The organism is Microbispora hainanensis, from assembly GCF_006874475.1.
GTDB lineage: Bacteria > Actinomycetota > Actinomycetes > Streptosporangiales > Streptosporangiaceae > Microbispora > Microbispora hainanensis.
On sequence record NZ_VIRM01000083.1, the window covers coordinates 1 to 23,721 of the forward strand.

Sequence of the window (23,721 nt, forward strand, 5' to 3'; positions counted from 1 at the left end):
GGCCGTGGCCACCCCGGCCAGGGCGGCGACTGCGGCCAGGGCGCCGATCACCCCGGCACCCGTTCTCGTTCTGCGTGTCACAACCGAGCTCCTCGCAGGTCGCGCAGGGCCCCTGACCGAGGAATGACTCCCGACCCCACAAGGCTTTTCGTGCACCCGAACTACGTCCACACACGGGAACACCGCGCATCACCGTACGATCCCGCCGATCACCGGTCAACGACACGCGACGGCCGCTCTTCGCCTACGACCGCCCTCACATGCACACAAGCCGCCGGAGACGACAAAGGGCAACCCGGGAGCGGGTGAAAGTTGCACCGCGAGCCGCCACCGTCCACGGCCGGGTCACGGCATCAGGGGCAGCTTTCCCACGATCTTTTCGACCCGGTTGCGCGGCCCGACCACGCCGACCGCGTAATAGTCGACGTCGTCGGCCGCGGTCTCCTTCAAGAGGTAGTCGGCGTAGACGCGCGTCTGCTGGGCCGCGGCGGGCATGTCCGCCACGAAGCACCCGGCGGACGACGCGGCCTTCGCGCGGATGGCGCGCAGCGCGGCGGCGTCCGCGGCCGGCACGGAGCAGCCCGATGTGACGCGCGGCGGCGCCCGTCCGAGGGTCCGCCCGCTCACGGTTTTGTCACCGGCGGGACGTACCATCCTGGTTCGACGGCCCTCGACACGGGACCGCATGACCATGTTCCGCGAGTCAGGGGGGAGTCACTCGGATGGGCCTGCACATCGAGAGCCGCTCGTCCGAATCGCCCTACATCGAGCGGGTGTGGCGCAGCAGCAGCCGTGACGTGGAACAGATGACGGCCGTCGCGACCGCCCATTGGGACCTGGTCTTCTGGGAGCACCGCGGCCAGGTCAGCGCCTCCGTCCAGGGGCCGGAGACGAGGGCGAGCCAGGCCCCCGTTCCCGAGGACGCCACGTTCTTCGGGATCATCTTCTCGCTCGGCACCGCGATGCCCCATCTTCCGCTCGGCCGGCTCGTGGACGGGTCCGCGGAGATCCCCGGCACGACCCACAGGTCCTTCTGGCTGAAGGGCTCCTCCTGGCATCTGCCCGACTGGGACAACGCCGAGGCGTTCGTGCGGCGGCTGGTGCGCGAGAGTGTCGTGGAGCGCGACCCGCTTGTCGCCGCGGTGCTCCGCGGCGCACCGCCGGACGTGTCGGAGCGCACCGTGCAGCGACGATTCCTAACAGCGACCGGGCTCACCCGCGGCGCGATCCGGCAGATCGACCGCGCCAGGCGGGCGGCGGTCCTGATCCAGGACGGCGTGCCGGTCCACGATGTGATCCACCGGCTCGGATACTTCGACCAGCCGCACCTCGCACGGTCCCTGAGCCGTTACATCGGGCGAACCGCCACACAACTGGGCGATCGGCAGCCCGCACAGCCCTTGTCTCTCCTGTACGCGCCCTGACCACCCGCCCTGGCGGGATCAGAAGTGCGTGGTGACGCCGAACTCCGCACGCAGGCTCGCCATGTCGTGCAGATCGCGGTCGCGGGGCTCGTAGCCCTGGTGGAAGGCGACCTGCTGGTCGACGGACAGGCAGCGCACCCGCACGCCCTCGATCGTGCCCGTGACGAAGACCTCGGCCGGGTAGTGGAACGCCGCACCACGGTCGTCCAGGTGCTGCACTGCCGAGCCGTCCTCCCCGACGTGCAGCGGATGGAGATCGAGCTCGTGCCCACGGCCGTCGGTCATGACGAACCTGGCCGGCCGCCCGGGCACCGCGCCGGGCCGCTCCGCGTACCCGAGCGACTCCAACTCCGCGATCACCAGCGGTTCCTGTTCGGCGCGGTGGAGCAGGTCGAGGTCGTGGTGGTCCCGGGTGACGCGTCCGACCAGGACGTCGATCCCCCAGCCCCCGGCGACCCAGACCTCGCATCCGGCGGCGTTCAGCGCGTTCAGCACCCGCAGCATCTCGCCGATCGGCAGCACCGGCCCGCTCCCCCTCGTCTCGATCTGCGCGCCGGGCTCGGCGTCAGCGGCGTACGTGGGCGGCGATGGCCTGCGCGCACGCCAGGGACTCGGTGTGTGTGGTGTCCACCACGAGGTCGTAGACCACGCCCTCGTGAACCACGTCCGCCTGCAACGCGGCCATCCCCTCGACGCGATCGCCCCGCGCGATCTCCCGTCCCGCGGCGACCGCGCTGTCGCACCTCACGCCGACCCAGAGCACCTCCAGCCCGGCGAGGGCCTTCTGCCAGCGTTGCTGGGAGGCCGCCCCGCCGAGGAACACATCGTCCACGATCACCCGGGCGCCAGCGCGGGCCATCGCGGCGATCCCTTCCGTCCACGCCGCGTCCAGGGTCTGGAATGCCGGCCCGACATCGACCTGGCCGTCCGGTGCGAAAGTGATCCCCGCATCCGATGAGCGCAAGGAGGCGGGCAGCGCCTCGACCATGGTGTCGACCGAGAGAGCGAGCCACGGATCCGGCAGGACCGCCTGCAAGCATCGGGAGATCCCGGACTTTCCTGAGCTGGAACCGCCGTTGAGGACAATCACCTGTGTGGCCACCGCGCCACGTTAAAGGGTGACCCCGCACAGCTCCAACACCTTTTCCGTGACCCGTCCCTGCCGTCCACGACCTGCCCGGAGGCGCTCGGCCCACGCGATTTTCCGTACGACGACAGGCATCGGACGAGGCACGACGGGACGTGTGCGAGATTCTCCGTTCGCTTGAGCGAATACCGTGAGCGCTGTTAGCTTCACCCGGGTGGACGACATGCGTGCACGGGCGAAGGCGATCGAGGACTTCGCGGCGGCACTGCGAGAACTTCGCAAATCGGTCGGCAACCCACCTTTTCGCGAAATGTCCGGCCGGTCGGGCGCCATCTCCCACACGACATTGCACGAGGCCACGAAGGGCAACCGGCTCCCGAGCTGGGAGACCACCGTCGAGTTCGTCAAGGCGTGCGGTGCGGACCCGGCCGCGTACCGCGAACGCTGGGAGATCGCGAACCTCGCGGTCAGGTCGGCGAGCGCCGGAGTGCCGTCGAACCACGCGGGCGTCGTCGCGGCCCATCCTCCTCACGAACTCGAAAACGCCGTCTCGGACGTCGTAGAAGGTCCCTGGCCGGCCGGTGAGACCCCGGCATCGCCGCCGGCGACCGGGCCGGTTTCGTCCGTGCCGGGGGATCGCGGGCGATTCCGGCCGGCCCGCCCGGTTGTGGCCGCCCTCGCAGTAGGGGCCGTCGGTGTGGCGGCAGTGGTCCTCGTCGCGGTCACCGGCGATCGTGGCTCCGGGACCGACGGGCCGAGCGTGAACCCGCCCGAGAGCCCCTCGACGACCCGACTGTCGGCAGCCGACTGCCCGGTGCACCCCACCAACCCTCCGTGGAGCCTGCCGGCCCACCAAGGGGATTCGGCCAAGTTCATCGGGGACATCACGTTGCCCGACTGCACGCACGTCGGGCCCCGCCAGACCGTGACGAAGGTGTGGCGGCTCAAGAACGCCGGAACGGTGCCGTGGAAGGCATATTCGCTGCATCGCCTCGACCTCCCGCAGCAGCCTGATCAATGCCAGACCGTCTCCGACATACCGATCAAGGACACGCGACCCGGAGAGATGGTCGACATCCGGACCGACATCATCACGCCGAAGAAGCCGGGCCTGTGCTACGTGCGGTTCAAGATGATGGAGGGTTCGGGACAGGTCGCCTTCCCCGGGGGGCGTCCGCTGAACTTCCAGATCATCGTCGACTGACGCCGGTTCCCCGCCGTGCATGGCGGGCACGGCGGGGAACCGAAGGCGTACGGTCCGCGGGGTCAGGATCCGAGAACGATCCCCGTGTAGTAGTACGTGAGGATCCGGCGGTAGCTCCAGCCCGCCTCGGCCTTGTCGCGAGAGCCGGTCTGCGACATCCAGTCGCCGGTGACCCAGTGACGGCACGCCGTCGTCGTCGAGCAGTACTGGGCCTTGAAGATCTTCCCGTCGCGCGTCATCCGGACGCCCCAGGTCGCGTCCACCGCGGCGTTCGTGGCCGCCGTCGCGGAGCCGGGCTTGTACACCTGGCTGGCCGTGTCATCGGTGACGTCGTAGCACTGGCCGCTCGGCGTCTTGCTCGCCGACCTCAGTGCCCAGTACCAGCCGAAGTGCTTGACCGCGATCGCCCCGGCCTTGAGCGACTCCCCCGGCCAGTGCGACCGCCATTCGTTGGGCAGGACGTTCTTGATGTACGTCTTGAAGTCCACCCGGTCGACGCGGTCGAGGGCCTTGCGGTAGACGAGGATCGTCGTGGGCAGCCTGGTGTGCGTGCCGTCGGTCTTGCACCCCGTCGGCGGCGCGGAGCTCAGGAACCGATGCGAGGCGTTCTGGTTCTTGAGACCGGGCTTGAGGTTGCCCTTGGCTCCCGGGGCGAAGTCCTGGTAGACGCTGCTGCCGTAGTTGCTGTTGTAGTAGACGCGTACGGTCTTACTGCTGCGGTTCCAGACCGAGGCGGCCTCGTTCTTGATGCACTTGCCCTTGCCGGCGCCGGGCCCCTTGAAGTCGTAGCAGGACGGCTGCCGCGTGCCATAGTCGGCCACAGATCCGGGGAAGTCGGACACCGACCCCTGGTTGTTGCTGTTGAAGTAGTAACAGAACTCACCGGCCTCGCACACGCCGTTGCGCGTGGCCGCCGACGCCGGCGAAGCGGTGCCGAGCACCGTCCCACCAAGCACCGTCCCACCAAGCACTGTCCCACCGAGCACCAGCGCGATGGCAGTCGCGGTGTGCGGCGAGATCAGCCGTGCAGGTCGTGGAGACACAGTTGCCTTCCTCCTCATCGCAGGCCGCGATCCGCTAGCGGATGTTGTAGCCCTGGGAGATCCAGAACGAGTTCGGGTTTGGGTTGCTCAGCGTCGGGTCGCCGACGCTCTTGGCGGCGAGCTTCTGCCGTCCGGGGCGCATCTCGACGTGGGTGTGCGCGGCCGAGCTGGACGAGATCCCGTGCCACGCCTCCTCCGCGATGAGCTGGCCGCGCGCGATCTGCTGGCCCACGCGCAGCGAGGACAGCGGATCGGAGTGGAGATAGATGATCGTCTTGTTCAGCGAGGCGTTGTAGACGGCGATCGTGGAGAGCCCCTTGCCGCCGTTGCGCCCGCGCACGAGGTTGATGACCTGGCCGCTCACCAGGGCGTGGACGCCCGAACCCTCTCTGCGGGCGATGTCGATGCCCTCATGCCGCCCGGAGGTGTGGACGTAACCGTCGAAGCCGCAGCTGATGCCGCCGCCGCTGGTCTTGTACAGCGCGTACGACATGTCGGCGCGCGCCGACGACGACGGGCCGAACTGGTGGGAGGCGTTCTGGTTCTTGAGGCCGGGCTTGAGGTTGCCCTTGGCTCCCGGGGCGAAGTCCTGGTAGACGCTGCTGCCGTAGTTGCTGTTGTAGTAGACCCGCACGGTCTTACTGCTGCGGTTCCAGACCGAGGCGGCCTCGTTCTTGATGCACTTGCCCTTGCCGGCGCCGGGCCCCTTGAAGTCGTAGCAGGACGGCTGCCGCGTGCCATAGTCGGCCACGGATCCGGGGAAGTCGGACACCGACCCCTGATTGTTGCTGTTGAAGTAGTAACAGAACTCACCGGCCTCGCACACGCCGTTGCGCGTGGCCGCCGACGCCGGCGAAGCGGTCGCGAGCACCGTCCCACCGAGCATCGTCGCGGCGGCAGCCGTAGTGAGGATCTTGCCGAACGTTCCCATGGTGTTCTCCTTCGTGTCTGTGCGGCCTGGGTTACGGATGGTCAGTGGCGCCGGTACTCCTCCCAGGTGCGGATGGGCACCTTCGGGCCGTCGTCGGGGGCACGGCCGGCGAGGCCGTTCAGGCCGAGGTAGTAGTCGCCGATCTGGTGCTGGGCCCGGCTGGAGAGGTCGGTGTCGCTGATGGCGGCGGCGTGGATGTGCCACGGCCAGTCGTCCTGATCGGGGTTGCGCAGCCATGCCGCGAAGCCGACGCGCCGCAACGCCCGGACGGCGGCGGTACGCGTGGCGGAACTCATCCCCTTGACCGAGATGTCCACGACGCCCCCACCGTCGTGGGTGCCCGCGGACGTGGGGTCACCGCCGGGGTTGTACGACCCCTGCAACAGCACGAGGTCGCGGCCGAGCAGCCGCTTCGCCTCGGCCAGCATGCTCCGCGTACGGGCGTCGACGACGACGCCGCCGGTGGACACCCGAGCGCCGGGCCCGATGACGTGGGTGACCGTGAAACGGCCGGCTCCGAGCCTGGTGAGCGATGCCGTGTCGGGAAGGCCGCTGGCGGCGAGACCGGTGCGGCCGAGCGACCTCTGGAACTTGGCGAAGGCGGCGATCGTCGTGGTGCCGAAGTAGCCGTCCACCCACTTCGCGTCGAGCAGACGCCGGTCGCGCAGCGCTCTCTCCACGAGCAGCACGCTGGCCTTGGCGCCCGGGGTCAGCGTGTCGTCAGGCCGCCGCGGGTCGATCTGGGCTGCCTTGACGGTGGCTTCCATGTCCACACTCGGCAGGGCCCCGGCCTCGGCCGCCTGTGCCGCCGACGCCCCGGGCATCCCGGGCACCCCGGTCAGGCAGGCGAGCACGGCGACCGCCATGAGGCCGGCGGCGCGTGGAGGCAGCTTCATCGTTTCTCCTGGTGTCGAACGCCGGCAGGTGGTTCCTGCGGCGGGACCCACGGTTTCGGATCGCCGGCGCCGTCCACAACGCGATCGTGTTGTCAGCCTGTACGGCAGGCCCTCCGTACAGGCCGTACGCGCCGCCTGACAGGTGATCGCATGGCGTCGGGTCCCCGGGAAACGCCAAGGCCCGCCACCAGGTGTTCTCCGGTGACGGGCCTTCTGCGATGTGGCGGAGCGTCAGCCGTCAGGTCGGCGTCCGCCGAGTATCAGCAGGTCTGGTCGTGCCGGGAGCGTGTCACGGGTCAGGAAGTCGGTGATCTTGCCGGCTGTACAGGGGGTTGTCGTGTCGACGCCGTGCCCGCCGGCGTCAACGGTGATCATGCTGGCGCGGTTCCGGAACGCGTGCCGGGTCTCGACGGCGCCTGCATAGGGCGAGGCCGGATCGTCGCGGTTCTGCAGGATGAGGATGTCGCGGGGACCGTGAGGGTTGGGGGTGATGCCGGCCGGCTTGGCGGGTTGGTGCCAGTGGCCGCACGGCCAGACGCCGGCGCCGAGGCCGCCCGCGAGCGGATAGGTCTTCTTGTCGGCGTCGATGAGCCGGGCGATCGTCTTCGCGTCGCGCCGAGGCCAGCTCGTGTCCTGGCACATGACCGCGAACTGAACGCTTATCAGCCGTCATGCCACTCGCGGATCACGTAGCGGGTGTGAGCCCCGTGCATCCACTCCCTGTCGATCTCCCGGCCCGTCACCCGGCCGACAAGGGCCAGGGCAGAGCTGAGACAGGTCGCCAGGGGCGGGCTGTACCCGTTGCAGGCGAGTCCGATGAAGTCCTGCCACTCGTCGGGGACCTCCTCCTCGCCGTAGTCCTCCCCGCTCTCCAGGCGGGCCTCCTCCCACGCGCAGTACTCCAGCCATCCCGCCGGCAGCTCGGGGTCGTTCTCCCAACTGGAGTCGTTCCAGTCGAACTGCAACCCCTGCATGTAGGGATCGAGCGCCTGCGGGTCGCTTCCCCAGCGCTTGCCGGGGACGGTGACGCTGAGTCCCGTGACGTACTCACCGTTGACCGCGTATTCGAGATCACGCGGCCCGTTCAGATCCCAGCCCACCAGCAGCGCCCGCCCGCCGAACGACAGCTCCCGCAATGCCCGCCCGCAGTCGAACCCCTGCACCTGGATGATCTGCGTCCAGTCCGCCGTCAGCCGACCGGCCCAGACGACTCCCTCACCGTCGGAATACCGCTCGCGCAGGAGATCGGTCCAGCTGCACTCGACCGAGTCGTCCACATCCGCGACCGACACCCCCAGACGCCGGGCGGCCTCCCAAACCTCCACGCCCTCCACCCACGCGGCCATGAACCACTCGCCCATGCCATAGGACCGGACGAGATGCCAAAGACGCTCTGACTGTCGCATTCCCGCTCCCTGCCCGTGCATCGTTCCCGGGCGACTCAAGCAGACATCCCCGACAGCTTCTTGATCGACTTACGCCGGGGCTCTCACGATCACGCGCATGCTGGGGAACGGCCGACGGTCCGGCTCCATCATGGAAGAAGGCATCGCGAGAACGGTTGTGAGCCAGCCTCTGAGCAAGGATGTCAGCAACGAGCCGGGATGATCCAGGAAGCTTCCGTACGGCTCGGTTCACGATCGCCCGTTCGGGTGGCTCCCAAGGTGGCTCTCCAAAGCGAAGCGACGTTATTGCCTACCAGGCCATGCCTCGACAGCGGCGTCCTGCCGAGGGCCTGCTCGCATACCTTCATGGCGAATCTTGCGGGATCGGCCGCCAGAATTGGAACTTGTAGATTTCGGCCCGATAGATGTAGCTGGGGAAGTCAGTCTCCTGATTGTTCTCCAGTGTCTTGTGTTGCGCCCGAACGAGCCAGGTAGCGTTCTGGTGACCCAGGTCGAGAAATGGGAGTCGACTGTCGATGCATGGATCAAAATAGTCTAATAGATGGATTTTCCCCGAGCGGAAGAAGATTTCGTCGGTCCATGAATGCTCCCAGGCCGGCTCGGGCGCGGCGGGTTGATCACTCCAAAGTTCCAGCCTGATGTACGGGGTGAAGTCCCGGGGGGTGTCACAGAGCAGAGCGTTGGGACCGATCGTGAGCCAGTCCGGCCCTTGCCCAGGCCAGCTCTGCTCCCAGGGGGCTGCCTGCTCACCAGTGGCAGCCGCCTCATCGATCAGCATCCAGGCCCCGGTCTCGGTGTCGGCTCCTTGCACGAGGTGGGAAATGAGCTCCCCCATGGCCATCGCTCTCTCCTTGTATCCGGTTGATGGAAGTGGTCCATGTGTGTTCGGGGCAGATTCAACCAATCGGAGACGACAGTTCTCGGTACGTGAGCCCGTACGCCCAGAGGGGCGAGGTACCCGGTGGACCAGGGCTGAGGGACGAAGCCCCGGACCGTCGATCGCCCCCCGGCCCCGTACGGCGGTCGGCCACAGTCTTGTGATTGTGAGGACGGCAGGTCAACGGACCGGATCTGGAGATCGGCTTTCCGGCATGCGATCACCTGCGCGATGACGTCGACCAGAAAGGGCCATGCCGTCTCGGCGCCCTTCCGAGGTTCGCCCGCGCAGGTTGCGGTGCGGACGCCACGGACCGTCGATCCATAAGGTTCCCGGCCTCACCTCCCGGCCCATGACCGCGGTGATCGTCCTGAAGCACACTCTCCTGGAGCCCCGGGATGTGGCAGCGGCACTACAAGCCTGGACGCGGGAAGTCATCCCAGGTACAACGGATCCTCGCCGCGCTGCCCGGCTGGGCCAGGCCGTACCTCTACACCCATCGGCAGGAGCTTCCTCGCCAAGACGTCGCCGGATCCCCGCGCCTCGCCTGACTGGCCATGGTGGCGGCAACTTCCGCCCTTCGGGGGCCGTGAAGCCGAAAACACTAAGGCCCGTTTCCAGGTTTTCCCTGGTCACGGGCCTTCTATGATGTGCGCGGCCGAGAGGACTCGAACCCCTAACCTTCTGATCCGTAGTCAGATGCTCTATCCATTGAGCTACGGCCGCTTTGCTGCCTGTTCACCTGCGGTGCCCTGCAACGGGTGTAACTCTACCAGACCCGTCACCCCTGCTTGCGCCAATAAGTCGCTCCGCCCCCGGTCAAGCCGCCAAGCCCACCCCGTACGCGCAGGGCCGGTCACTCCTGGGGAACGAAGAGCGTGAGCGTGTCGGCGACGCAGGCCGGCCTGTCGACTCCCGCGATCTCGATCGTGACGCGGAGGTTCGCGAGGGTGCCCGAGGGAGTGCCCTTGACGTCGGTGATCTCCGCCCCCGCCCGTACGCGGGACCCGACGGGAACCGGCCGCGGGAAGCGCACCTTGTTGAGCCCGTAGTTGATGGCCATGCGCAGGCCGTCCACTCGATAGAGCTCGCCGAGCAGCGACGGCAGCAGCGAGAGCGTGAGATATCCGTGGGCGATGGTGTTACCGAACGGGCTCTTCTTCGCCCGATCCGGGTCCACGTGGATCCACTGGTGGTCGTCCGTCGCGTCGGCGAAGGCGTTCACCCTCTCCTGGTCGATGTCTCGCCAGCCGGTGTACCCGAGATGCTCGCCCTTGGCCGCTTTGAGCTCGGCGAGGTTCGTGAAGATCCGCATGTCCGCAGCCTATTCACGCGAACCCGGGACCGGCCGGAATCGGAGGACCCAAAACGCGTTACCCTCCACACTGGTTCCATCGGGGGAGCGAGCGCGTGCTGCCAATAGGCAACAAACACATCACTGTGAGTGACGAACAGGCCATTGCCCGCGGGGGTATCTGCACAAGGCGGGGCGTACGCCGGAACATGCCCCGACGTGGAGGGAACGTGGACGAGCAACCCGCTCCACCCGGCAAACGGTATCGGCTTCGCGGACTCGTCGCGGTCGTGGTCGCAGGTCTTGTCTGCTGGGCGCTCATCATCCTGCTGCTGGTCAAGCTGTTCGGGTGAGCATCGGGGGGACGTGCCGGCCGGAGACCAGCCCCGGCCGGCACCGGTCGTCGCTTACCGCTCCGGACGCGCTTCCGGGCCACCACCCGCGGTGATCCCTGACTCCACCGCGACCAGGATGATGCGCCGGCTCATCATCAGGACATGACGCTCTAAATGCCTCATACCCACCAGCCACACCTCAGTCCACCACCGGCCGATAGCCCCGCACGTAGTCGACCACGACCTCCTTGGGGTACGGCCCCACCCGCTCGGGCCCCTCAGCCTCGAGAAGGTCGGGAAACTCGTAGATGCCGAGCATGAGCTGCATCGGATAGCCCGGGGACTGCCGGATGGTCTTGACGTGCCGGCCGTCCACGAAGAACGTCACCCGATCCGGGGTCCACTCGACCGCGTACACATGGAACTCACGCGCGTCGATGGGGAGGACCTCGGCGGCGAACTCGTCGGTGATCGCGGGATCGCCGAACGGGTGGACGCCCATGCCGACCGCCGTCGCGTCCGGGCGTACGTCACGCCCGAAGATCTCGCAGACGCAGATCTCCGCGGACCGCTCGGGGGCGTCCTCGAAGCCGATCATCCACAGGGCGACCATGGCGCGCGGATCGTCGGTGGCCCGGGCGCGCATCTCGATCAGGCCGAAGTGCGGGGTGTAGAGCCGCGTCTCGTCCTGGGCCTCGCGGACGACGGCCCGGCCGCCCCGCCCGTGCTGGCCGACGGCGCTGCCCACCGGCCCGGAGAACACGCCCGTCTGCAGCGAGGACACCCGCATCCGGCCCTCCATCTCCGGCGACCACGGCGGCTGGTCCTCCTCGATCAGCAGGCGCAGGCGGCCGTCCGCCACGCGATATCGGGCCGCCGAGGCGGCGCGTGTGGTCCATTGGGGCAGATAACGCGGGATCCAGCGACTCTCGTCGAGCCCGTCCCCGTCGAAGGTGTCCTCGAACTCCAGCACGTAACCGGCCTTCGCCGCCGGATCCAGCGCGTACGTGTCGTTCATGCGTCAATCCTGGATCGATCCGTGGGGGAGCGAAGCCCGCACAGGGCATACAGAAGTGGCATATCGGAAAGAGACCACGGGAGTTCACCGATCTCTACCTTGGTTCGTCCCGGTTTAGAGGTGATGCTGGCGAATGTCTGTCCCCTCGCCCCCACAAGGAGGTCTCGTGCAGACTCCGCGACGCTTCCGGCCGTCCTGGCCGGGACGACTCGCCGTCGTGATCGCCGCCATCGTGTCCCTCACCGGAGTGACCGGCACCGTCCCCGCCCACGCGTCGGTCTACAACTCCTGCACCATCTCACGCTGCGCCGACGCCCGCTCGGCGAACGCGATCTGGGCCGGGAAGGGCTATCCCACCAGCAGCGGCTGGTACTCCTGGCCGGACGGCAGGTACAACTACACCGGCGGGCGCTTCTACAACCGGGAGGGCCAGCTTCCCGGCGGCGCCACCTACTACGAGTACGACGTCTACTCCCGTGCGCGGGGCGCCTCACGTGACGCGTACCGGATCGTCGTCAACCGCAGCACCGGCGTGACCTGGTTCTCGCCCAACCACTACACCGACTTCTACCGGCTTTAAGGACCCCTCATGGCCTCCGCCGAGCGTCCGCTGCCCCCGTGGCTCACGGTGACCACCGATGCGGCCCCGGCGGTCGTCGACGGGCGGGCCTGCCGGACCCGTGCCGCCTTCTTCGACGAGGTGGCACGGGCCCTGCGCCTCCCGGCGTACTTCGGTCGCAACTGGGACGCACTCACTGACTCTCTGCGCGACGCCGGGCCGATCCACCTGGCCGTGGAGCACGCCGAGGAGCTGCTCGACGCCGAGCCTCCCGGGCAGTTCGCCACCCTGCTCGCCGTCCTCGCCGACGCCGCCGAGGCCGGGCTGACCCTGACCCTCCACACGGATCCCGCCCACGAGCCCCTGCTCCGCCGCCGGCTGACCGAGGCTCTGCCCTGACCTGCCCGTACGTGCGATCCGGTGCGTCACTCGGCCGGCGGGACGAGGAGCGCCTCGGCGCCGATCGGCACGTAGCCCGCGGCGAGGAAGGCCCGTACGCTCGCGGCGTTGCCCGGGGCGATCTGCGCCCAGAGCGGGTGCGGGGTGAGATGCCGGGCCGCGCGGGCGAGGGTGCGGCCGAGGCCGCGTCCACGAGCGGCCGGCTCGACCTCGATCGCGACCTCCCACCGCCCGCCCACTCCCCGTCCGACGAGCACGAGCCCGCCCGGACAGGTCCAGACGCGTACGTCGTCGCGATAAAGATGGGCACGATCGACGCGCGGATGGGCGGCGTCGGTGACTTCGGCCAGCTCGACGGGCGGGGGACCTGCGGCGGGGGCGGCCAGGGCGAGCATGTCGATGTTGTTCACCCGGCGTCCCGTACGTTCCTCCAGGTCGCTGAGGAACGGCGGGTTGAGCGGCGCCGACAGATCGTCGGCGGGCAACCGGGACCTGATCCAGTGCTCGCCGACATCGGCGAAGATCACGTTGTGCGCGGTGAAGGCGATGACTCCCGCGTGCCGTACGGACGGCTGCGGAACGACGGTCGGATCGCCACCCGGCTCGGGCGGGTGCCCGCCGGCCGCACGAGCGAGGACGTCAGCCAAGGTGATCACCGGAAAACGGTAGCCACCGGCCGCGACTAGCTCAAAACGGTCTTCACCACGGCACGGGCCCGAAACGGTCGATGAACCGGCCGACTCCGGCGTCGGCTCCCTCGGTCGCGAGCGTCACGATCGCGTCGGTCCCCTCGGTCACGGTCTGGTGGCCGCTGTGCCCGTTGAGGTCGGTCGCGGTGTAGCCGGGATCGGCGGCGTTGATCCGGATGTCGGGCAACGCCTTCGCGTACTGCGTCGTGAGCATCGTCACCGCGGACTTCGACGACGTGTACAGCGGCCCCACCACTTTCGACTCCACCCGGCCGGGGTCGTGGGTCAGCGCGAACGAGCCCGTGCCGCTGCTCACGTTGACGATCGCCGGGTGCTCCGACTTGCGGAGGAGCGGCAGGAAGGCGCTGGTCACGCGGATGATGCCCACGACGTTCGTCTGGTAGACCTCCAGGGCGTGAGCCGAGGTCAGCTCGTCGGCGGGCACGTGCGCACCGATGATCCCGGCATTGTTGATCAGGACGTCGACGCGGCCCTCGTGCGCGGCGACGTCTTCCGCCGCGGCCGCCACGGACGCGTCGTCGGTGACGTCGATCCGCACGAAGCGTACGCCGAGCCTGCCGGCCGCCGTCCGCCCGCGCTCGGGGTCCCGGGCACCGAGGACGACGGTGTGGCCGAGGTCGACGAGGCGGCGGGCGGTCTCGAACCCGAGGCCCTTGTTGGCCCCGGTGATGAAGGTGATGGTCATGCGTCGAGCGTCGGCCTTCCGGATGGGCACAGCCAGGGAGAGCTCGCCGGTAGGACAGGCAGTACCACCCTGGCCTCTCGCCGCCGCCGCAGAATGGGCACATGACGACAGACGAGACGAGCCTCGGCGCGACGATCCGCGCCTGGCGCGACCGGCTCTCGCCCACGGCTGTCGGCCTGCCCGCCGGCCGCGTACGCCGTGCGGCCGGACTGCGCCGCGAGGAGCTGGCCGACCTCGCGGGCGTCTCGGTCGACTACGTCGTACGGCTGGAGCAGGGCCGGGCGACCACGCCGTCGGCGCAGGTGGCCGCCGCGCTGGCACGGGCGCTGCAGCTCGACGCCGCCGAGCGCGACCACCTCTATCGGCTCGCCGGGCTGCAGCCGCCTTCGGACGGCATGATCAGTGACCACATTCCGCCCGGGATGCAGCGGGTGCTCACCCGGCTGGGCGACGCGCCGGTCGCCGTGTTCGCCGCCGACTGGCGGCTGCTGTGGTGGAACCGGAGCTGGGCGGTGCTCCTCGGCGACCCTTCCGTGCTCGCGCCGGAGGAGCGCAATCTGGTGCGCTCGCGTTTTCCCGCGCCGTCCGATCGGGGAGGCCTCGCGGCATGGCCCGTGGTTTCGGAGAACGCGGAGGCGACCGACCGGGCCATCGTCGCCGACCTGCGCCGCGCCTCCGGCCGTTACCCGCAGGACGCGCGCCTCAGCGGGCTGATCCGCCGGACGCTGGGCGGCAACCCGCGGTTCGCCCGGTTGTGGCACTCCGGCGCCGTCGGCCGCCACGCCGAGGAGCGCAAGACGATCCGCCATCCGGTGATCGGCGACATCACCGTCGACTGCGACGTGCTCGCCGACCCGGACAACGACCTGAAGATCGTCATCTACACGGCCATCCCCGGCAGCGAGGACGAGACCAAGCTCGACCTCGCCCGCGTCGCCGGAGTCACGGCCGGTCGGTTCTGAGCCGCCCCCCGGCCATGATCTTTCAGGCTTCCTCGGGGTCGCGCCCGAGTATCGACCGGCCTCCGTCCACCGGGATGGTCGCGCCGTTGACGAAACTCGCGTCGTCGGACAGCAGATAGGCGACGGTGGCGGCCACTTCCTCCGGGCGTCCGACCCTGCCGACCGGATGCAGCAGGCTCATCTCGTTCTCGATGCGTGCGGCCGCCGTTGGCTCCTGGCTGCGGAGGAACGCCTCGTAGCGTTCGGTGCCGATCGAGCCGAGGGCGACGGCGTTGACCCTGACTCCCCGCGGTCCGTAGTTGACCGCGAGCGCTCGGGTGAGCCCTTCGACCGCGGCCTTCGCCGTCGCGTACGGCAAGGAGCCACGCACCGGCCGCTGCGCCTGGTGAGAGGAGACGTTGACGATCGCCCCGCCCGCACCGGCGCTCAGGAAGCGGCGGATCGCGGTCATGGAGCCGACGACCGCGGGAGCGAGGTTCGCGTCGACGTGCTCCAGGACCTCGCGCGCCGGTGGGCAGTCCAGTGACGCCTCACGGAACACGGCGGCGTTGTTGACCCAGCCGGCCAGCGGGCCCGCGGCCTGTGCCAGGTCGGCGGCCCGCTCCGCGACGGCTTCGTCGGCGGCGTCCCCGGCCACCGCGATGGCCCGGGAACCGGCCGGGTGGGTGCGGGTCCACTCGAGCGCCGACGGGTCGAACTCGATCACGACGACGCTGTTCGCTTCGGCGCTGTTCGCGTCCGCGAGGAGCCGTTCGACGACCGCACGTCCGACGCCGCGGCCACCCCCGGTGACAACGTACGAAGAGCCCACTTCCGCCCCTTTCGTGGATTGAGATCTACGGGAGCTTGCTGCGGCCCGCGCGGGCGGCGCCTGCGCGGGCGACGGCGAGAAGGGCGACGGTGCTCACCGCGTAGGCGATGGGAGCCAGCACCCCCCGTAAGGGCTCCCGCCGAGGTAGAAGTCCGGCTGGCTGCCGGCGACGAGGTCCGCGGGGGTGTCCGCCGGCAGGCGGGTCATCGGAAGCTCCACCAGGAAGCGCTGAAGGTGGAGCAGAGCCAGAACGCCCGAGATTCCGCAGGCGACGCGGACCAGCGCGCGCGACCTCGTCACGGCGGCGACGCCCACCAGAAGCGGCAGGAGTCCGATGACGATGACGTCCAGAACGATGAGATCCCGCGCCGAGGCCCCGGCGATCGAGACGGCGATCGACTTCACGGGCAGGGGAGGCTGGGACCACCTGTCGCTCTCCGTTGTCGCGAGCAGCGCCCACGGCACCAGCGACGCGCTCGCCGCGACCGCGAACCACGCCCACGAGCGACGATTCTTCCCTGTCGGCACCGGAAGAGCGTAATAGGAACACTTACGGTTCATCGGCCTGCCGGGCGTCGCCGGTCAGAGCGGCAGCGGTTTGGGTGAGGTGCCGGGCCAGGACCTGGGCCGCGGTGTCGGCGTCGCGGGCCAGCGCCGCCTCCTCCAGCCTGCGATGCTCGCCGATGGCGTCCCTGCCGGGGTCGCGCTGCGCCGCCCAGCGGCGAGCCAGCTCGCTCGCGGTCCACATCCGATCGAAGGTCTCCAGCAGGACGGGGTTGCCGCAGCCCTCCAGCAGCGTGCGGTGGAAGACCCGGTGAGCCTCGGACCATGCGCTGCTGTAGTGCTCGCCCTCTTCCCGTACGAACGCCGGGGTGCGGGCCAGACGGTGGTGGGCGGCTCGCACCCGGGCCTCCCAGTCGACGTCACCGCGCTCGATGGACATGCGCAGCACGACCGGTTCGATGGTCCGGCGAGCCTCCGCGATCTCCTGCCAGCGGCGGTCGGAGAAGGCCGGGACGGCGAAGCCGCGGTTGGGCAGCCGGTCGGCGAGCCCCTCACCGACCACCCGTACGAGCGCCTCGCGCACCACCGCCAGACTCACGCCCTGCTCCTTGGCGATGTCCTGCGGTTTGAGGGCGTCACCGGGAGCGTAGACCCCGCGCATGATCGCGTCCCGCAGGTGGGCGTAGACCTGCTCGGAGAGCATCTGCTTCCCCGGGGAAGCCGGAGGGGCGACCTGATCCATGCACACATCATAGACGATTGGACAAATAATCGATTATTGGTGCTATGGTCGATTGATGTCGGTCGCCAATAGAAAGGAACGACGCGATGAGCGCCAACGCCCCCTTCGCCCGCCTCCCCGAGGCGGCGTCCTTCACCGTCACCAGCACCACTGTCAGGGACGGCGACGCCTGGCCGCCCGAGCAGTTCTCCTCCGGCGTCCCCGGCGGGAAGGACATCTCCCCGCAACTCTCCTGGAGCGGCGGCCCGGACGGCACCAAGAGCTACGCCGTCACCATCTATGACCCCGACGCGCCAACCGGGTCCGGGTTCTGGCACTGGGCGGTCGCCGACATCCCCGCCACCGTCACCGAACTGCCCGAAGGCGCCGGCGACCACACGGGCTCGGGCCTGCCCGAGGGTGCCTTTCAACTGCCCAACGACGTCCGCGAGGCCCGCTTCATCGGCGCCGCGCCGCCGGCCGGGCACGGCCTGCACCGCTACTTCGTCGTCGTACACGCCCTCGACGTCGAGTCCATCGGCGTCCCGGCCGATGCCACCCCGGCCCTCCTCGGCTTCACCATGGCCGGCCACACCCTCGGCCGCGCGGTCCTGATCGCGACCGCCGAAACCCCCGCCTGACGGACCGCATGTCCCGACTCATCGACACCACGGAGATGTATCTCCGCACCGTCCTGGAGTTCGAGGAGGACGGCGTGGTCCCCCTGCGCGCCCGCATCGCCGAGCGCCTGCACCAGCGTGGCCCCACCGTCAGCCAGACCGTCGCGCGCATGGAGCGCGACGGTCTGCTGTACGTCGCCGGTGACAGGCGCCTGGAGCTGACGGAGCAGGGACGGCGGATCGCCACGCGCGTGATGCGCAAGCACCGCCTCGCGGAGTGCCTGCTCGTCGACGTGATCGGGCTGGAGTAGGAACACGTCCACGCCGAGGCCTGCCGCTGGGAGCACGTGATGAGCGAGGCCGTCGAACGCCGCGTCCTCGACCTGCTGGGACACCCGGCGGAGTCGCCGTACGGCAACCCGATCCCGGGCCTGGAGGAGCTCGGCGCGAGGCCGACCGCGGATCCGTTCCTCGGCGAGGGCGTCGTCAGCCTCGGCGATCTGGAGCCCGGACCGAGCATGAGCGTGGTCGTACGGCGCATCGGGGAGCCGATCCAGACCGACCCCCAGCTGATGTACGCCCTGCGGCAGGCAGGGGTACGGCCCGGCGCGGTCGTGAAGGTGACGTCGTCACCCTGCGGCGTGCTGGTCGGCCATAGCGGGAAGTTCGCCGAGCTCCCCATACGGACCGCCGCCCACATCTTCGTGGCCAAGCGCTGAGCCCAGCCGGTCCGACCTCCCCGACCGACGAGCGCGTCTCACCATGCCTCGTCTGGACGCTGGTGCGCGGCTGTGGCCCAGCGGCGGTCAGGACAAAACCGGGCGCGCAATCAGACGGTGTCGCCCAACTGCTCGGCCACCCGCTCCAGGCCGCCTCTGATGAGCTGCCCATACTCGTCGTCGCCGAGCGCGCCGATCCCGTCTCGGGCCTGCCGGAGGTGCTCACGAGCACGATCGAGGTCGCCGAGCTTGCGGTAGCACTCGCTCAAGTTCAGGTGCAACGACGGATACAGGCCCGCCACCGGAAGCGCCACCCCGGCTTGCGCCACCTCCTCATCGGTGACGCGATCAGCGGCGGCGAGCGCGCGCAGATCCCACATCAGCTCCTCGTGCACGTCGTCCTGCACGTCGGCCATCGAGTGGGCAAGGACGCAAACGTGCAGCGGATCGCCTTGCTCGCCGCCGATGTCGTCCCAGATCTGCGCGAACAAGTCGCGAGCGGCGTCACGCTGACCTTGGTGGTGATGCAGCTCCACCCCCTGGCCGATCCGGGTCAGCGTTGGATCGGTGGTCATCAGTAGCTCCTTCACCGTCGCCGGCAACAGCGGCCACCCTAATAGCTGGGCGTGGCTTTTAGATCAGTTCTCGCCGATTAGCCGACGTCGAGCCGGACGACCATCCCCGCCGACCGGTGCCCGAAGCGTACGGGCGCGGCATCGTCTTTCGGCTTCGCCTCGATGGTCGACGCCACGAGAGCGCCCACGGCTCAGTCGTCAGGATCGGCGGACCAGCAGGGAGACCAGCGACAGCACCATGAGGACCGCGGCCAGCGCGATCGCCGTGTACCAGCCGTAGGAGATGGAGACGTGGAAGCTCGTTCCGAGTTCGCGCAGATCATCGGCCGTCAACATCCCCGCGCTCGGATGCTTGGAGTGCAGGTCGTCCTGGCGGATCCAGAACATGGCCATCGACGCGACCGCGACACAGCCGGGCACGACCGCCCAGGCGGCGGACAGACGCCGGGTGAGCGCGTCGGTGACGGCGACGGCCATCGCGGCCACGGCCATGACCAGGGTGATGACTCCCCACTGTGTCGCGAGACCGGCGACGTCGGCATTGTCGATGGGCAGGGTCATCGACCCGAGCAGCTTGCCGACCCTTCCCCAGGGAAGGAACGTCGCGGCGCCCAGGAAGAGGGCCGCGGCCGCGACCGCGTATGCCGCCGCCCGGCGGCCCGCACCGGCCCGCTCGCCGCCTGGCGCCGCCGGTGCCGCGACCTGCCGGGTAGGCGGCTCCCCGACCGGCCGGGTGGGCTCAGCGAAAAGCAGGGTGCCTGATGCCGAGGCCCGCGCACCCGCGATGAGCAACGTCTCCGGTGTCGACGAGGACTGTGCCCCGCCGAGCAGACGGAGCAGGATCGCACGTGCGCTGGGGCGCCGGGCAGGGTCCTTGGCGAGGCATTCGGTCACGATGCCGTGCAGCGCTCCCACAAGCCGGCCGAGGTCGGGCTCGCCGGTCAGGATGCGGTGCATCACCGCGGGGATCGAGTCCTGCCCGAACGGCGTGACACCGTTGGCGGCGTAGGCGATGGTGCACGCCCAGGCGAAGACGTCTGCGGCCGGGCCGACCTCGCCCCCCTCGATCTGCTCGGGTGCCATGAAAGCGGGCGTGCCGACGATCGCACTCGACAACGTGCCGGTCGCGTCCAGGGCGCGCGCAATGCCGAAGTCGATGACGCGTGGCCCATCGGCGCCCATGATGACGTTGCTGGGCTTGAAGTCGCGGTGCACGATCCCGGCCTCGTGGATGGCGGCGAGCGCGGTCACCGTCGCGATCGCCAACCTCTCCAGTGCGGGCCCCTGAGGCGCCTGGCCGGCCGCGATCACCTGGGAGAGCGCCTGACCGTCCACGAACTCGCTGACGATGTAGGGCCTGTCGCCTTCCACGTCCGCGTCCAGCACGCGTGCCGTACAGAACGCGGCGACCTTTCCGGCGTGCGCCAGCTCAGCCGCGAACCGCGCTCGGGCCTTGGCGTCCCCGCTGAACCGCGCGTGCAACAACTTGACCGCGACAGGCTCAGCGTTCACCCCCACGCCCCGGTACACCACGCCCTGGCCGCCCTCACCGAGCAGACCGACGATCCGGTACGCACCGACCTGACGGGGATCATCCGTGCGAAGCTGCTGCGACCCTTGCAACTCATCCTCCACGGGTACGCGGAAACGGAGGCGACGTTACCGGAGCCGGTGGTTCTTCCGACACGAAACGATCGTCAACGCGGACGGGATCCAGTCAATACGATCCCCCTCCGTAGCGGAACCCGCCGGTGTGATCGCCGCTTCCACCATCGGGGCCGGCCGAGGGGAGCCGTGCCGGCTTCCAGACCCACGAGCCGTCCGCGTCCCGAGGAATGACGTCAACGATCCGGAGCACGCCCGCGTCACGACGACAGAGCGTTACACCCACATCGCCGGAGGCGCCTTAATGGCGGTTCAGTGTCGGCTCCAGATGCGGTGGGTCTCGAGTGCGTCGGAGAGTTCCTGGGCCACTTCCGGCGAGCTGGCGGAGAAGAACCCACGCTCCAGGATCACCGCGGGTGCCGTTCCCCCGATCCATCTGTCCAGGAGCGCATACCACTCGGCGCCGTGGGCGACGGCGACAGTGAAGTCGTGCATGAGCCACGCCATGTGGCGGGCCGCCGCCTCGGTGGTGTTGGACTCCCACTCGGCCAGGTAGGGAGCCAGATCCAACTTCAGGTCATCGGCGATGATCTCAATCAAATCCATGCCCCGTCGACGTCACGCGGATAACTGCTGAGGGTCTGTCGCCACATGCGCCGACGGTGCCAATGACGGCTTCCTGCTTGATCTTGCATCCAGGTTTGCCACCTGACGCCGAGTCGCAGCATCAAGGAAGGGGCGTGCAGGTCGTCAAGCTCCTCGAGGATGAGCAGCTCCAGCAGCCGGGGCAGGTAGTGCTTGAATTCCTCGACGTCTCCCCATGTGTACAGGCCATTCCAGGCGTAGGGATTCAGCGCGGCTGCCGTGAGCATCCGAAGTGGTGCGGCACGCGCCGCGCGAACCCGCTCAGCCGACACGCAGTGGTCACACACGTTGGTCTTGGCCGACAGGCGTGAATCCGTCGTATGTACTGCTTTCGGTGCCGATTTCACTCCGGGCTTTCCGCGAAGGCCACGAGGTCAGCGGCCGACCAGGTCAGCTCACCGTTGCGCATTTCGTCGACGACCGAGCGGAGCCACTGCAGTTCCGCCGCAGTCACGACGCGCAGATATTCGGCTTCCAGCATAGTGATGCGAGGGAGTCCGTGTCCGGTTTCAGCACTTATTTCGGCCTCTAGTCCGGCCAGTGCTTCGCTGAGCGTTCTGACGCGCCGTTCCAAGGCATCGCTTATCTCCTGAGGGGCGAGCATCAGCAGGTGGGACAACGCCGCCGGGAACTCCGGAAACTCCTGCTTGGGCATGGCGAGCATGTCCAGCAGCCACTCGCGGGCCACCGCGCGTCCCACGTCGGTGATCTCATAGACGGTTCGCTCCGGATACGCCTGGTCGCGCTCGGTCTCTCGCACACGGATCAGGCCGGCGGTGATGAGGCGGTCGATCGTCCGGTAGAGGCTCGTTCGCTGGCCCACGTTGACCACCTTGTCCTTTCCCCACTGCTTGATCAGCCGCTGGATGCCGTAGGGGTGCAACGGCTTGTACTGCAACAGCGCCAGGACGGTCAGGGCGAGGGGTGAGCCGGTACGAGGAGTGGGCATTCCCCCACACTAACACCGGACACTAGTTGACTAAAAACTAGTTACCATGAAACTATCCGGAGAGTCGGTTCGCAGCCACCCAAAGGACTCCGCAATGACCATCCAGGAACGGCCGCAGGCGGCAGAGCTCACCACCAGCTTCGTCACCTCTGCCGACGGCACCCGTATCGCTTTCCACACCATCGGGCACGGACCCGGTGTTGTCCTGCTGCACGGCTCCATGGAGACGGCCAGGAATCACGTGACCATGGCCGAAGAGCTGGCCGACGCGTTCACCGTCCACCTGCCCGACCGCCGCGGCCGCGGCCAGAGCGGACCGTACGGGGACGGCTACAGCGTGCGGAAGGAAGTGGAAGACCTCGACGCGGTTCTGAACGAGACGGGTGCCCACTACGTCTTCGGCGTCAGTGCAAGCGGCGTCGCCGTGCTCCAGGCGGCACGCACGCTACCGGCGATTCACAAGGTCGCCGTATACGAACCGGCACTGCTTCTGGAGGACATCCCTCAGTTGACCGGATGGATCGACCGCTTCGACCGGGAGATGGCCGAAGGCAAGGTGGCAGCCGCACTGGTGACCAGCATGCTTGGACTTCGACTTGGGCCGCCGATCATGAACGTCATGCCGCGACGGCTACTGACCTGGCTGACCGGCCTGCTGACGAAGAGCGAGGACAAGAATGCCAAGCCAGGCGATGCGACCATGCGCATGCTCGCCCCGACTCTGCACTACGAAGGCGTGCTGATGGCCGAGCTGGCCGACACCCTGGACCGTTTCGCCGACGTACAGGCTGAAGTACTCCTGCTCGGCGGAAGTAAGGGACTCCCCTTCCTCAAGCCCGCGCTGTCCGGTCTGGAGAAGACCATTCCCCACGTCGAACGGATCGAGTTCCCCGGACTCGACCATGACGCGTCAGGAGATGTGAGCAAGCGCAATCCCGCCGGCCGTCCGGAGATCGTGGCGGCCGAACTGCGGCGTTTCTTCACGGCGGCCGCCTAAGGGCCAAGGCCTCGGGACGACAATCATCTTGTCGACCGCTCCGGCTTCGCTGCCTTCGGAAGGAGTAGAGGGGAGGTGTGGCGGCCGGCTTCCTGTCCGCCGACCATGCCGGTATGGGCGTCCTAATCGACCAGATCCGGGCCGTCCCCGGTGTCTCCATCGCCGTCTACGACGGCGGTCCGTTCCTCTTCTACATCGGCCGGCTCGCGCTCGTCGTCCAGCTCGCCGTTGTCCGCCGAGTCAAGGTCTGGACGCCCTTCCTGGTCCTGCTCGACCTCCTCCTCCCGTTCATCTCTTAGCTGCCGTTGGGCGATCATCCCCGGAGGGCGCGCAAAGCATGATCGGAACGCGGTGTGCCCCATGTGCCCACCACGCCCCCGTAGAGATCAAATAGGCCCCCGTCCGGTCGTCCCGGGCGAGGGCCTATTTCCTGCTCAGCTGGCGGAGGCTCGGGGATTTGAACCCCGGATGGGCTTAAGACCCAAACCGCATTAGCAGCTCGGCTCTCGGCCGTCCCGATCCGTTCCACCTGGACCAACACCGCCCGGCGGTCCTCCTGGAACGGCCTGGTACGGCGGGGAACTGCAACTAAAACTGCAACTAGAGCGGGCTCGTGACCAGCGCGGACGCGCACACCTTGCCTTCCGCGCATCCCGTATGCCGTCGACCCACCGCGAAGCGGCAGCGGGCCGGCGACGGAGGGGCAAGCCCGTCTTCGCGTGCACCTTAGCCGGTCGCCGTTCCT

The 23,721-nt window shown here is 68.7% G+C and carries 30 protein-coding genes, 1 tRNA gene and 1 pseudogene; 10 read left to right on the plus strand and 22 right to left on the minus strand.

What is annotated here, in order from left to right:
• Window positions 1-345 precede the first annotated feature (345 nt).
• Window positions 346-627 carry a DUF2000 family protein gene (locus FLX08_RS38065; protein ID WP_208761931.1) on the minus strand — a complete coding sequence of 94 codons (282 nt, stop codon included), beginning with the start codon at window positions 625-627 and terminating at the stop codon, window positions 346-348.
• 95 nt (window positions 628-722) lie between these two features.
• On the opposite strand from FLX08_RS38065, the gene FLX08_RS38070 reads away from it, so the two are divergent.
• Window positions 723-1,424 carry a helix-turn-helix domain-containing protein gene (locus FLX08_RS38070; RefSeq protein ID WP_142625119.1) on the plus strand — a complete coding sequence of 234 codons (702 nt, stop codon included), beginning with the start codon at window positions 723-725 and terminating at the stop codon, window positions 1,422-1,424.
• 18 nt (window positions 1,425-1,442) lie between these two features.
• Here the strand turns inward: FLX08_RS38070 and FLX08_RS38075 are convergent, their stop codons facing one another.
• A complete protein-coding gene (locus FLX08_RS38075) occupies window positions 1,443-1,946 on the minus strand; it encodes a nucleotidyltransferase domain-containing protein (protein WP_167530739.1) in 504 nt (167 codons plus the stop codon).
• Window positions 1,947-1,989: 43 nt separating this feature from the next.
• Window positions 1,990-2,526 carry a chloramphenicol phosphotransferase CPT gene (gene cpt, locus FLX08_RS38080; protein ID WP_142625120.1) on the minus strand — a complete coding sequence of 179 codons (537 nt, stop codon included), beginning with the start codon at window positions 2,524-2,526 and terminating at the stop codon, window positions 1,990-1,992.
• A gap of 208 nt (window positions 2,527-2,734) precedes the next feature.
• On the opposite strand from cpt, the gene FLX08_RS38085 reads away from it, so the two are divergent.
• Window positions 2,735-3,715: an NBR1-Ig-like domain-containing protein gene (locus tag FLX08_RS38085; RefSeq protein ID WP_244313194.1), complete on the plus strand. Its 981-nt coding sequence runs from the start codon at window positions 2,735-2,737 to the stop codon at window positions 3,713-3,715.
• 62 nt (window positions 3,716-3,777) lie between these two features.
• Here the strand turns inward: FLX08_RS38085 and FLX08_RS38090 are convergent, their stop codons facing one another.
• The 8 genes from FLX08_RS38090 to FLX08_RS38125 form a co-directional block, all read right to left on the minus strand.
• Complete coding sequence (locus FLX08_RS38090; protein WP_208761932.1) at window positions 3,778-4,671, minus strand: SpoIID/LytB domain-containing protein; 894 nt, start codon at window positions 4,669-4,671, stop codon at window positions 3,778-3,780.
• Window positions 4,672-4,792: 121 nt separating this feature from the next.
• Entirely contained in the window at window positions 4,793-5,689 is an 897-nt protein-coding gene (locus FLX08_RS38095; RefSeq protein ID WP_142625123.1) for a peptidase inhibitor family I36 protein, read from the minus strand.
• A 41-nt stretch (window positions 5,690-5,730) separates the two neighbouring features.
• Window positions 5,731-6,585, minus strand: coding sequence for a peptidoglycan-binding domain-containing protein (locus FLX08_RS38100; RefSeq protein WP_142625124.1), 855 nt, complete (start codon window positions 6,583-6,585; stop codon window positions 5,731-5,733).
• Between the two features lie 231 nt (window positions 6,586-6,816).
• Complete coding sequence (locus FLX08_RS38105; RefSeq protein ID WP_142625125.1) at window positions 6,817-7,227, minus strand: alpha/beta hydrolase; 411 nt, start codon at window positions 7,225-7,227, stop codon at window positions 6,817-6,819.
• A 20-nt stretch (window positions 7,228-7,247) separates the two neighbouring features.
• On the minus strand, window positions 7,248-7,991 hold the full coding sequence (locus tag FLX08_RS38110; RefSeq protein WP_142625126.1) for a DUF6461 domain-containing protein: 744 nt from the start codon (window positions 7,989-7,991) through the stop codon (window positions 7,248-7,250).
• 343 nt (window positions 7,992-8,334) lie between these two features.
• Complete coding sequence (locus FLX08_RS38115; RefSeq protein ID WP_142625127.1) at window positions 8,335-8,832, minus strand: hypothetical protein; 498 nt, start codon at window positions 8,830-8,832, stop codon at window positions 8,335-8,337.
• Window positions 8,833-9,521: 689 nt separating this feature from the next.
• Window positions 9,522-9,594 (minus strand) — tRNA-Arg (locus FLX08_RS38120).
• Between the two features lie 130 nt (window positions 9,595-9,724).
• Entirely contained in the window at window positions 9,725-10,183 is a 459-nt protein-coding gene (locus FLX08_RS38125) for a MaoC family dehydratase (protein WP_142625128.1), read from the minus strand.
• Window positions 10,184-10,392: 209 nt separating this feature from the next.
• Between FLX08_RS38125 and FLX08_RS43165 the strand changes: the two genes are divergently transcribed.
• Window positions 10,393-10,515 carry a hypothetical protein gene (locus FLX08_RS43165; protein ID WP_280117156.1) on the plus strand — a complete coding sequence of 41 codons (123 nt, stop codon included), beginning with the start codon at window positions 10,393-10,395 and terminating at the stop codon, window positions 10,513-10,515.
• A gap of 181 nt (window positions 10,516-10,696) precedes the next feature.
• On the opposite strand, the gene FLX08_RS38130 is transcribed toward FLX08_RS43165, so the two are convergent.
• Window positions 10,697-11,515, minus strand: a complete 819-nt coding sequence (locus tag FLX08_RS38130) for a glycoside hydrolase family 16 protein (protein ID WP_167530740.1) — start codon at window positions 11,513-11,515, stop codon at window positions 10,697-10,699.
• A gap of 166 nt (window positions 11,516-11,681) precedes the next feature.
• Here FLX08_RS38130 and FLX08_RS38135 point away from each other — a divergent pair, with 166 nt between their 5' ends.
• On the plus strand, window positions 11,682-12,095 hold the full coding sequence (locus FLX08_RS38135) for a ribonuclease domain-containing protein (RefSeq protein WP_208761933.1): 414 nt from the start codon (window positions 11,682-11,684) through the stop codon (window positions 12,093-12,095).
• 9 nt (window positions 12,096-12,104) lie between these two features.
• Window positions 12,105-12,473 carry a barstar family protein gene (locus tag FLX08_RS38140; protein WP_142625130.1) on the plus strand — a complete coding sequence of 123 codons (369 nt, stop codon included), beginning with the start codon at window positions 12,105-12,107 and terminating at the stop codon, window positions 12,471-12,473.
• 26 nt (window positions 12,474-12,499) lie between these two features.
• Here FLX08_RS38140 and FLX08_RS38145 read toward each other — a convergent pair whose 3' ends face one another.
• Together FLX08_RS38145 and FLX08_RS38150 are read right to left on the minus strand one after the other, a co-directional pair.
• Window positions 12,500-13,129 (minus strand): GNAT family N-acetyltransferase, encoded by a 630-nt coding sequence (locus FLX08_RS38145; RefSeq protein WP_142625131.1) that lies wholly within the window; start codon window positions 13,127-13,129, stop codon window positions 12,500-12,502.
• 43 nt (window positions 13,130-13,172) lie between these two features.
• Window positions 13,173-13,868 (minus strand): SDR family NAD(P)-dependent oxidoreductase, encoded by a 696-nt coding sequence (locus tag FLX08_RS38150; RefSeq protein WP_142625132.1) that lies wholly within the window; start codon window positions 13,866-13,868, stop codon window positions 13,173-13,175.
• Window positions 13,869-13,969: 101 nt separating this feature from the next.
• Here FLX08_RS38150 and FLX08_RS38155 point away from each other — a divergent pair, with 101 nt between their 5' ends.
• Window positions 13,970-14,830 (plus strand): helix-turn-helix domain-containing protein, encoded by an 861-nt coding sequence (locus tag FLX08_RS38155; RefSeq protein WP_142625133.1) that lies wholly within the window; start codon window positions 13,970-13,972, stop codon window positions 14,828-14,830.
• A 22-nt stretch (window positions 14,831-14,852) separates the two neighbouring features.
• Here the strand turns inward: FLX08_RS38155 and FLX08_RS38160 are convergent, their stop codons facing one another.
• The 3 genes from FLX08_RS38160 to FLX08_RS38170 form a co-directional block, all read right to left on the minus strand.
• Window positions 14,853-15,641: an SDR family NAD(P)-dependent oxidoreductase gene (locus FLX08_RS38160; RefSeq protein WP_142625134.1), complete on the minus strand. Its 789-nt coding sequence runs from the start codon at window positions 15,639-15,641 to the stop codon at window positions 14,853-14,855.
• Window positions 15,642-15,734: 93 nt separating this feature from the next.
• On the minus strand, window positions 15,735-16,169 hold the full coding sequence (locus tag FLX08_RS38165) for a hypothetical protein (protein WP_142625135.1): 435 nt from the start codon (window positions 16,167-16,169) through the stop codon (window positions 15,735-15,737).
• A gap of 22 nt (window positions 16,170-16,191) precedes the next feature.
• A complete protein-coding gene (locus FLX08_RS38170; protein ID WP_142625136.1) occupies window positions 16,192-16,887 on the minus strand; it encodes a GntR family transcriptional regulator in 696 nt (231 codons plus the stop codon).
• A gap of 86 nt (window positions 16,888-16,973) precedes the next feature.
• Between FLX08_RS38170 and FLX08_RS38175 the strand changes: the two genes are divergently transcribed.
• Together FLX08_RS38175 and FLX08_RS38180 are read left to right on the plus strand one after the other, a co-directional pair.
• Window positions 16,974-17,507 (plus strand): YbhB/YbcL family Raf kinase inhibitor-like protein, encoded by a 534-nt coding sequence (locus tag FLX08_RS38175; protein WP_142625137.1) that lies wholly within the window; start codon window positions 16,974-16,976, stop codon window positions 17,505-17,507.
• 8 nt (window positions 17,508-17,515) lie between these two features.
• Window positions 17,516-18,205, plus strand: a pseudogene (locus FLX08_RS38180) (iron-dependent transcriptional repressor DtxR).
• 110 nt (window positions 18,206-18,315) lie between these two features.
• Here FLX08_RS38180 and FLX08_RS38185 read toward each other — a convergent pair.
• The 5 genes from FLX08_RS38185 to FLX08_RS38205 all read right to left on the minus strand — a co-directional run bounded on the left by FLX08_RS38185 (window position 18,316) and on the right by FLX08_RS38205 (window position 21,979).
• The gene (locus tag FLX08_RS38185) at window positions 18,316-18,780 is read right to left on the minus strand and encodes a tetratricopeptide repeat protein (RefSeq protein WP_142625138.1); all 465 of its coding nucleotides are present in this window, start codon (window positions 18,778-18,780) and stop codon (window positions 18,316-18,318) included.
• Window positions 18,781-18,978: 198 nt separating this feature from the next.
• A complete protein-coding gene (locus FLX08_RS41730; protein ID WP_280117157.1) occupies window positions 18,979-20,415 on the minus strand; it encodes a serine/threonine-protein kinase in 1,437 nt (478 codons plus the stop codon).
• 282 nt (window positions 20,416-20,697) lie between these two features.
• Window positions 20,698-20,991 carry a hypothetical protein gene (locus FLX08_RS38195; protein ID WP_142625139.1) on the minus strand — a complete coding sequence of 98 codons (294 nt, stop codon included), beginning with the start codon at window positions 20,989-20,991 and terminating at the stop codon, window positions 20,698-20,700.
• Entirely contained in the window at window positions 20,982-21,377 is a 396-nt protein-coding gene (locus FLX08_RS38200) for a hypothetical protein (protein ID WP_142625140.1), read from the minus strand. Before FLX08_RS38200 ends, FLX08_RS38195 begins: the two co-directional genes overlap by 10 nt.
• Complete coding sequence (locus FLX08_RS38205) at window positions 21,374-21,979, minus strand: PadR family transcriptional regulator (protein WP_142625141.1); 606 nt, start codon at window positions 21,977-21,979, stop codon at window positions 21,374-21,376. The genes FLX08_RS38200 and FLX08_RS38205 overlap by 4 nt, the downstream gene beginning before the upstream one ends.
• Before the next feature lie 94 nt (window positions 21,980-22,073).
• Here FLX08_RS38205 and FLX08_RS38210 point away from each other — a divergent pair, with 94 nt between their 5' ends.
• Both FLX08_RS38210 and FLX08_RS38215 read left to right on the plus strand, forming a co-directional pair.
• Window positions 22,074-22,976: an alpha/beta fold hydrolase gene (locus tag FLX08_RS38210; protein ID WP_167530741.1), complete on the plus strand. Its 903-nt coding sequence runs from the start codon at window positions 22,074-22,076 to the stop codon at window positions 22,974-22,976.
• A 113-nt stretch (window positions 22,977-23,089) separates the two neighbouring features.
• Window positions 23,090-23,275 carry a hypothetical protein gene (locus FLX08_RS38215; RefSeq protein ID WP_208761935.1) on the plus strand — a complete coding sequence of 62 codons (186 nt, stop codon included), beginning with the start codon at window positions 23,090-23,092 and terminating at the stop codon, window positions 23,273-23,275.
• Window positions 23,276-23,721: the final 446 nt, after the last annotated feature.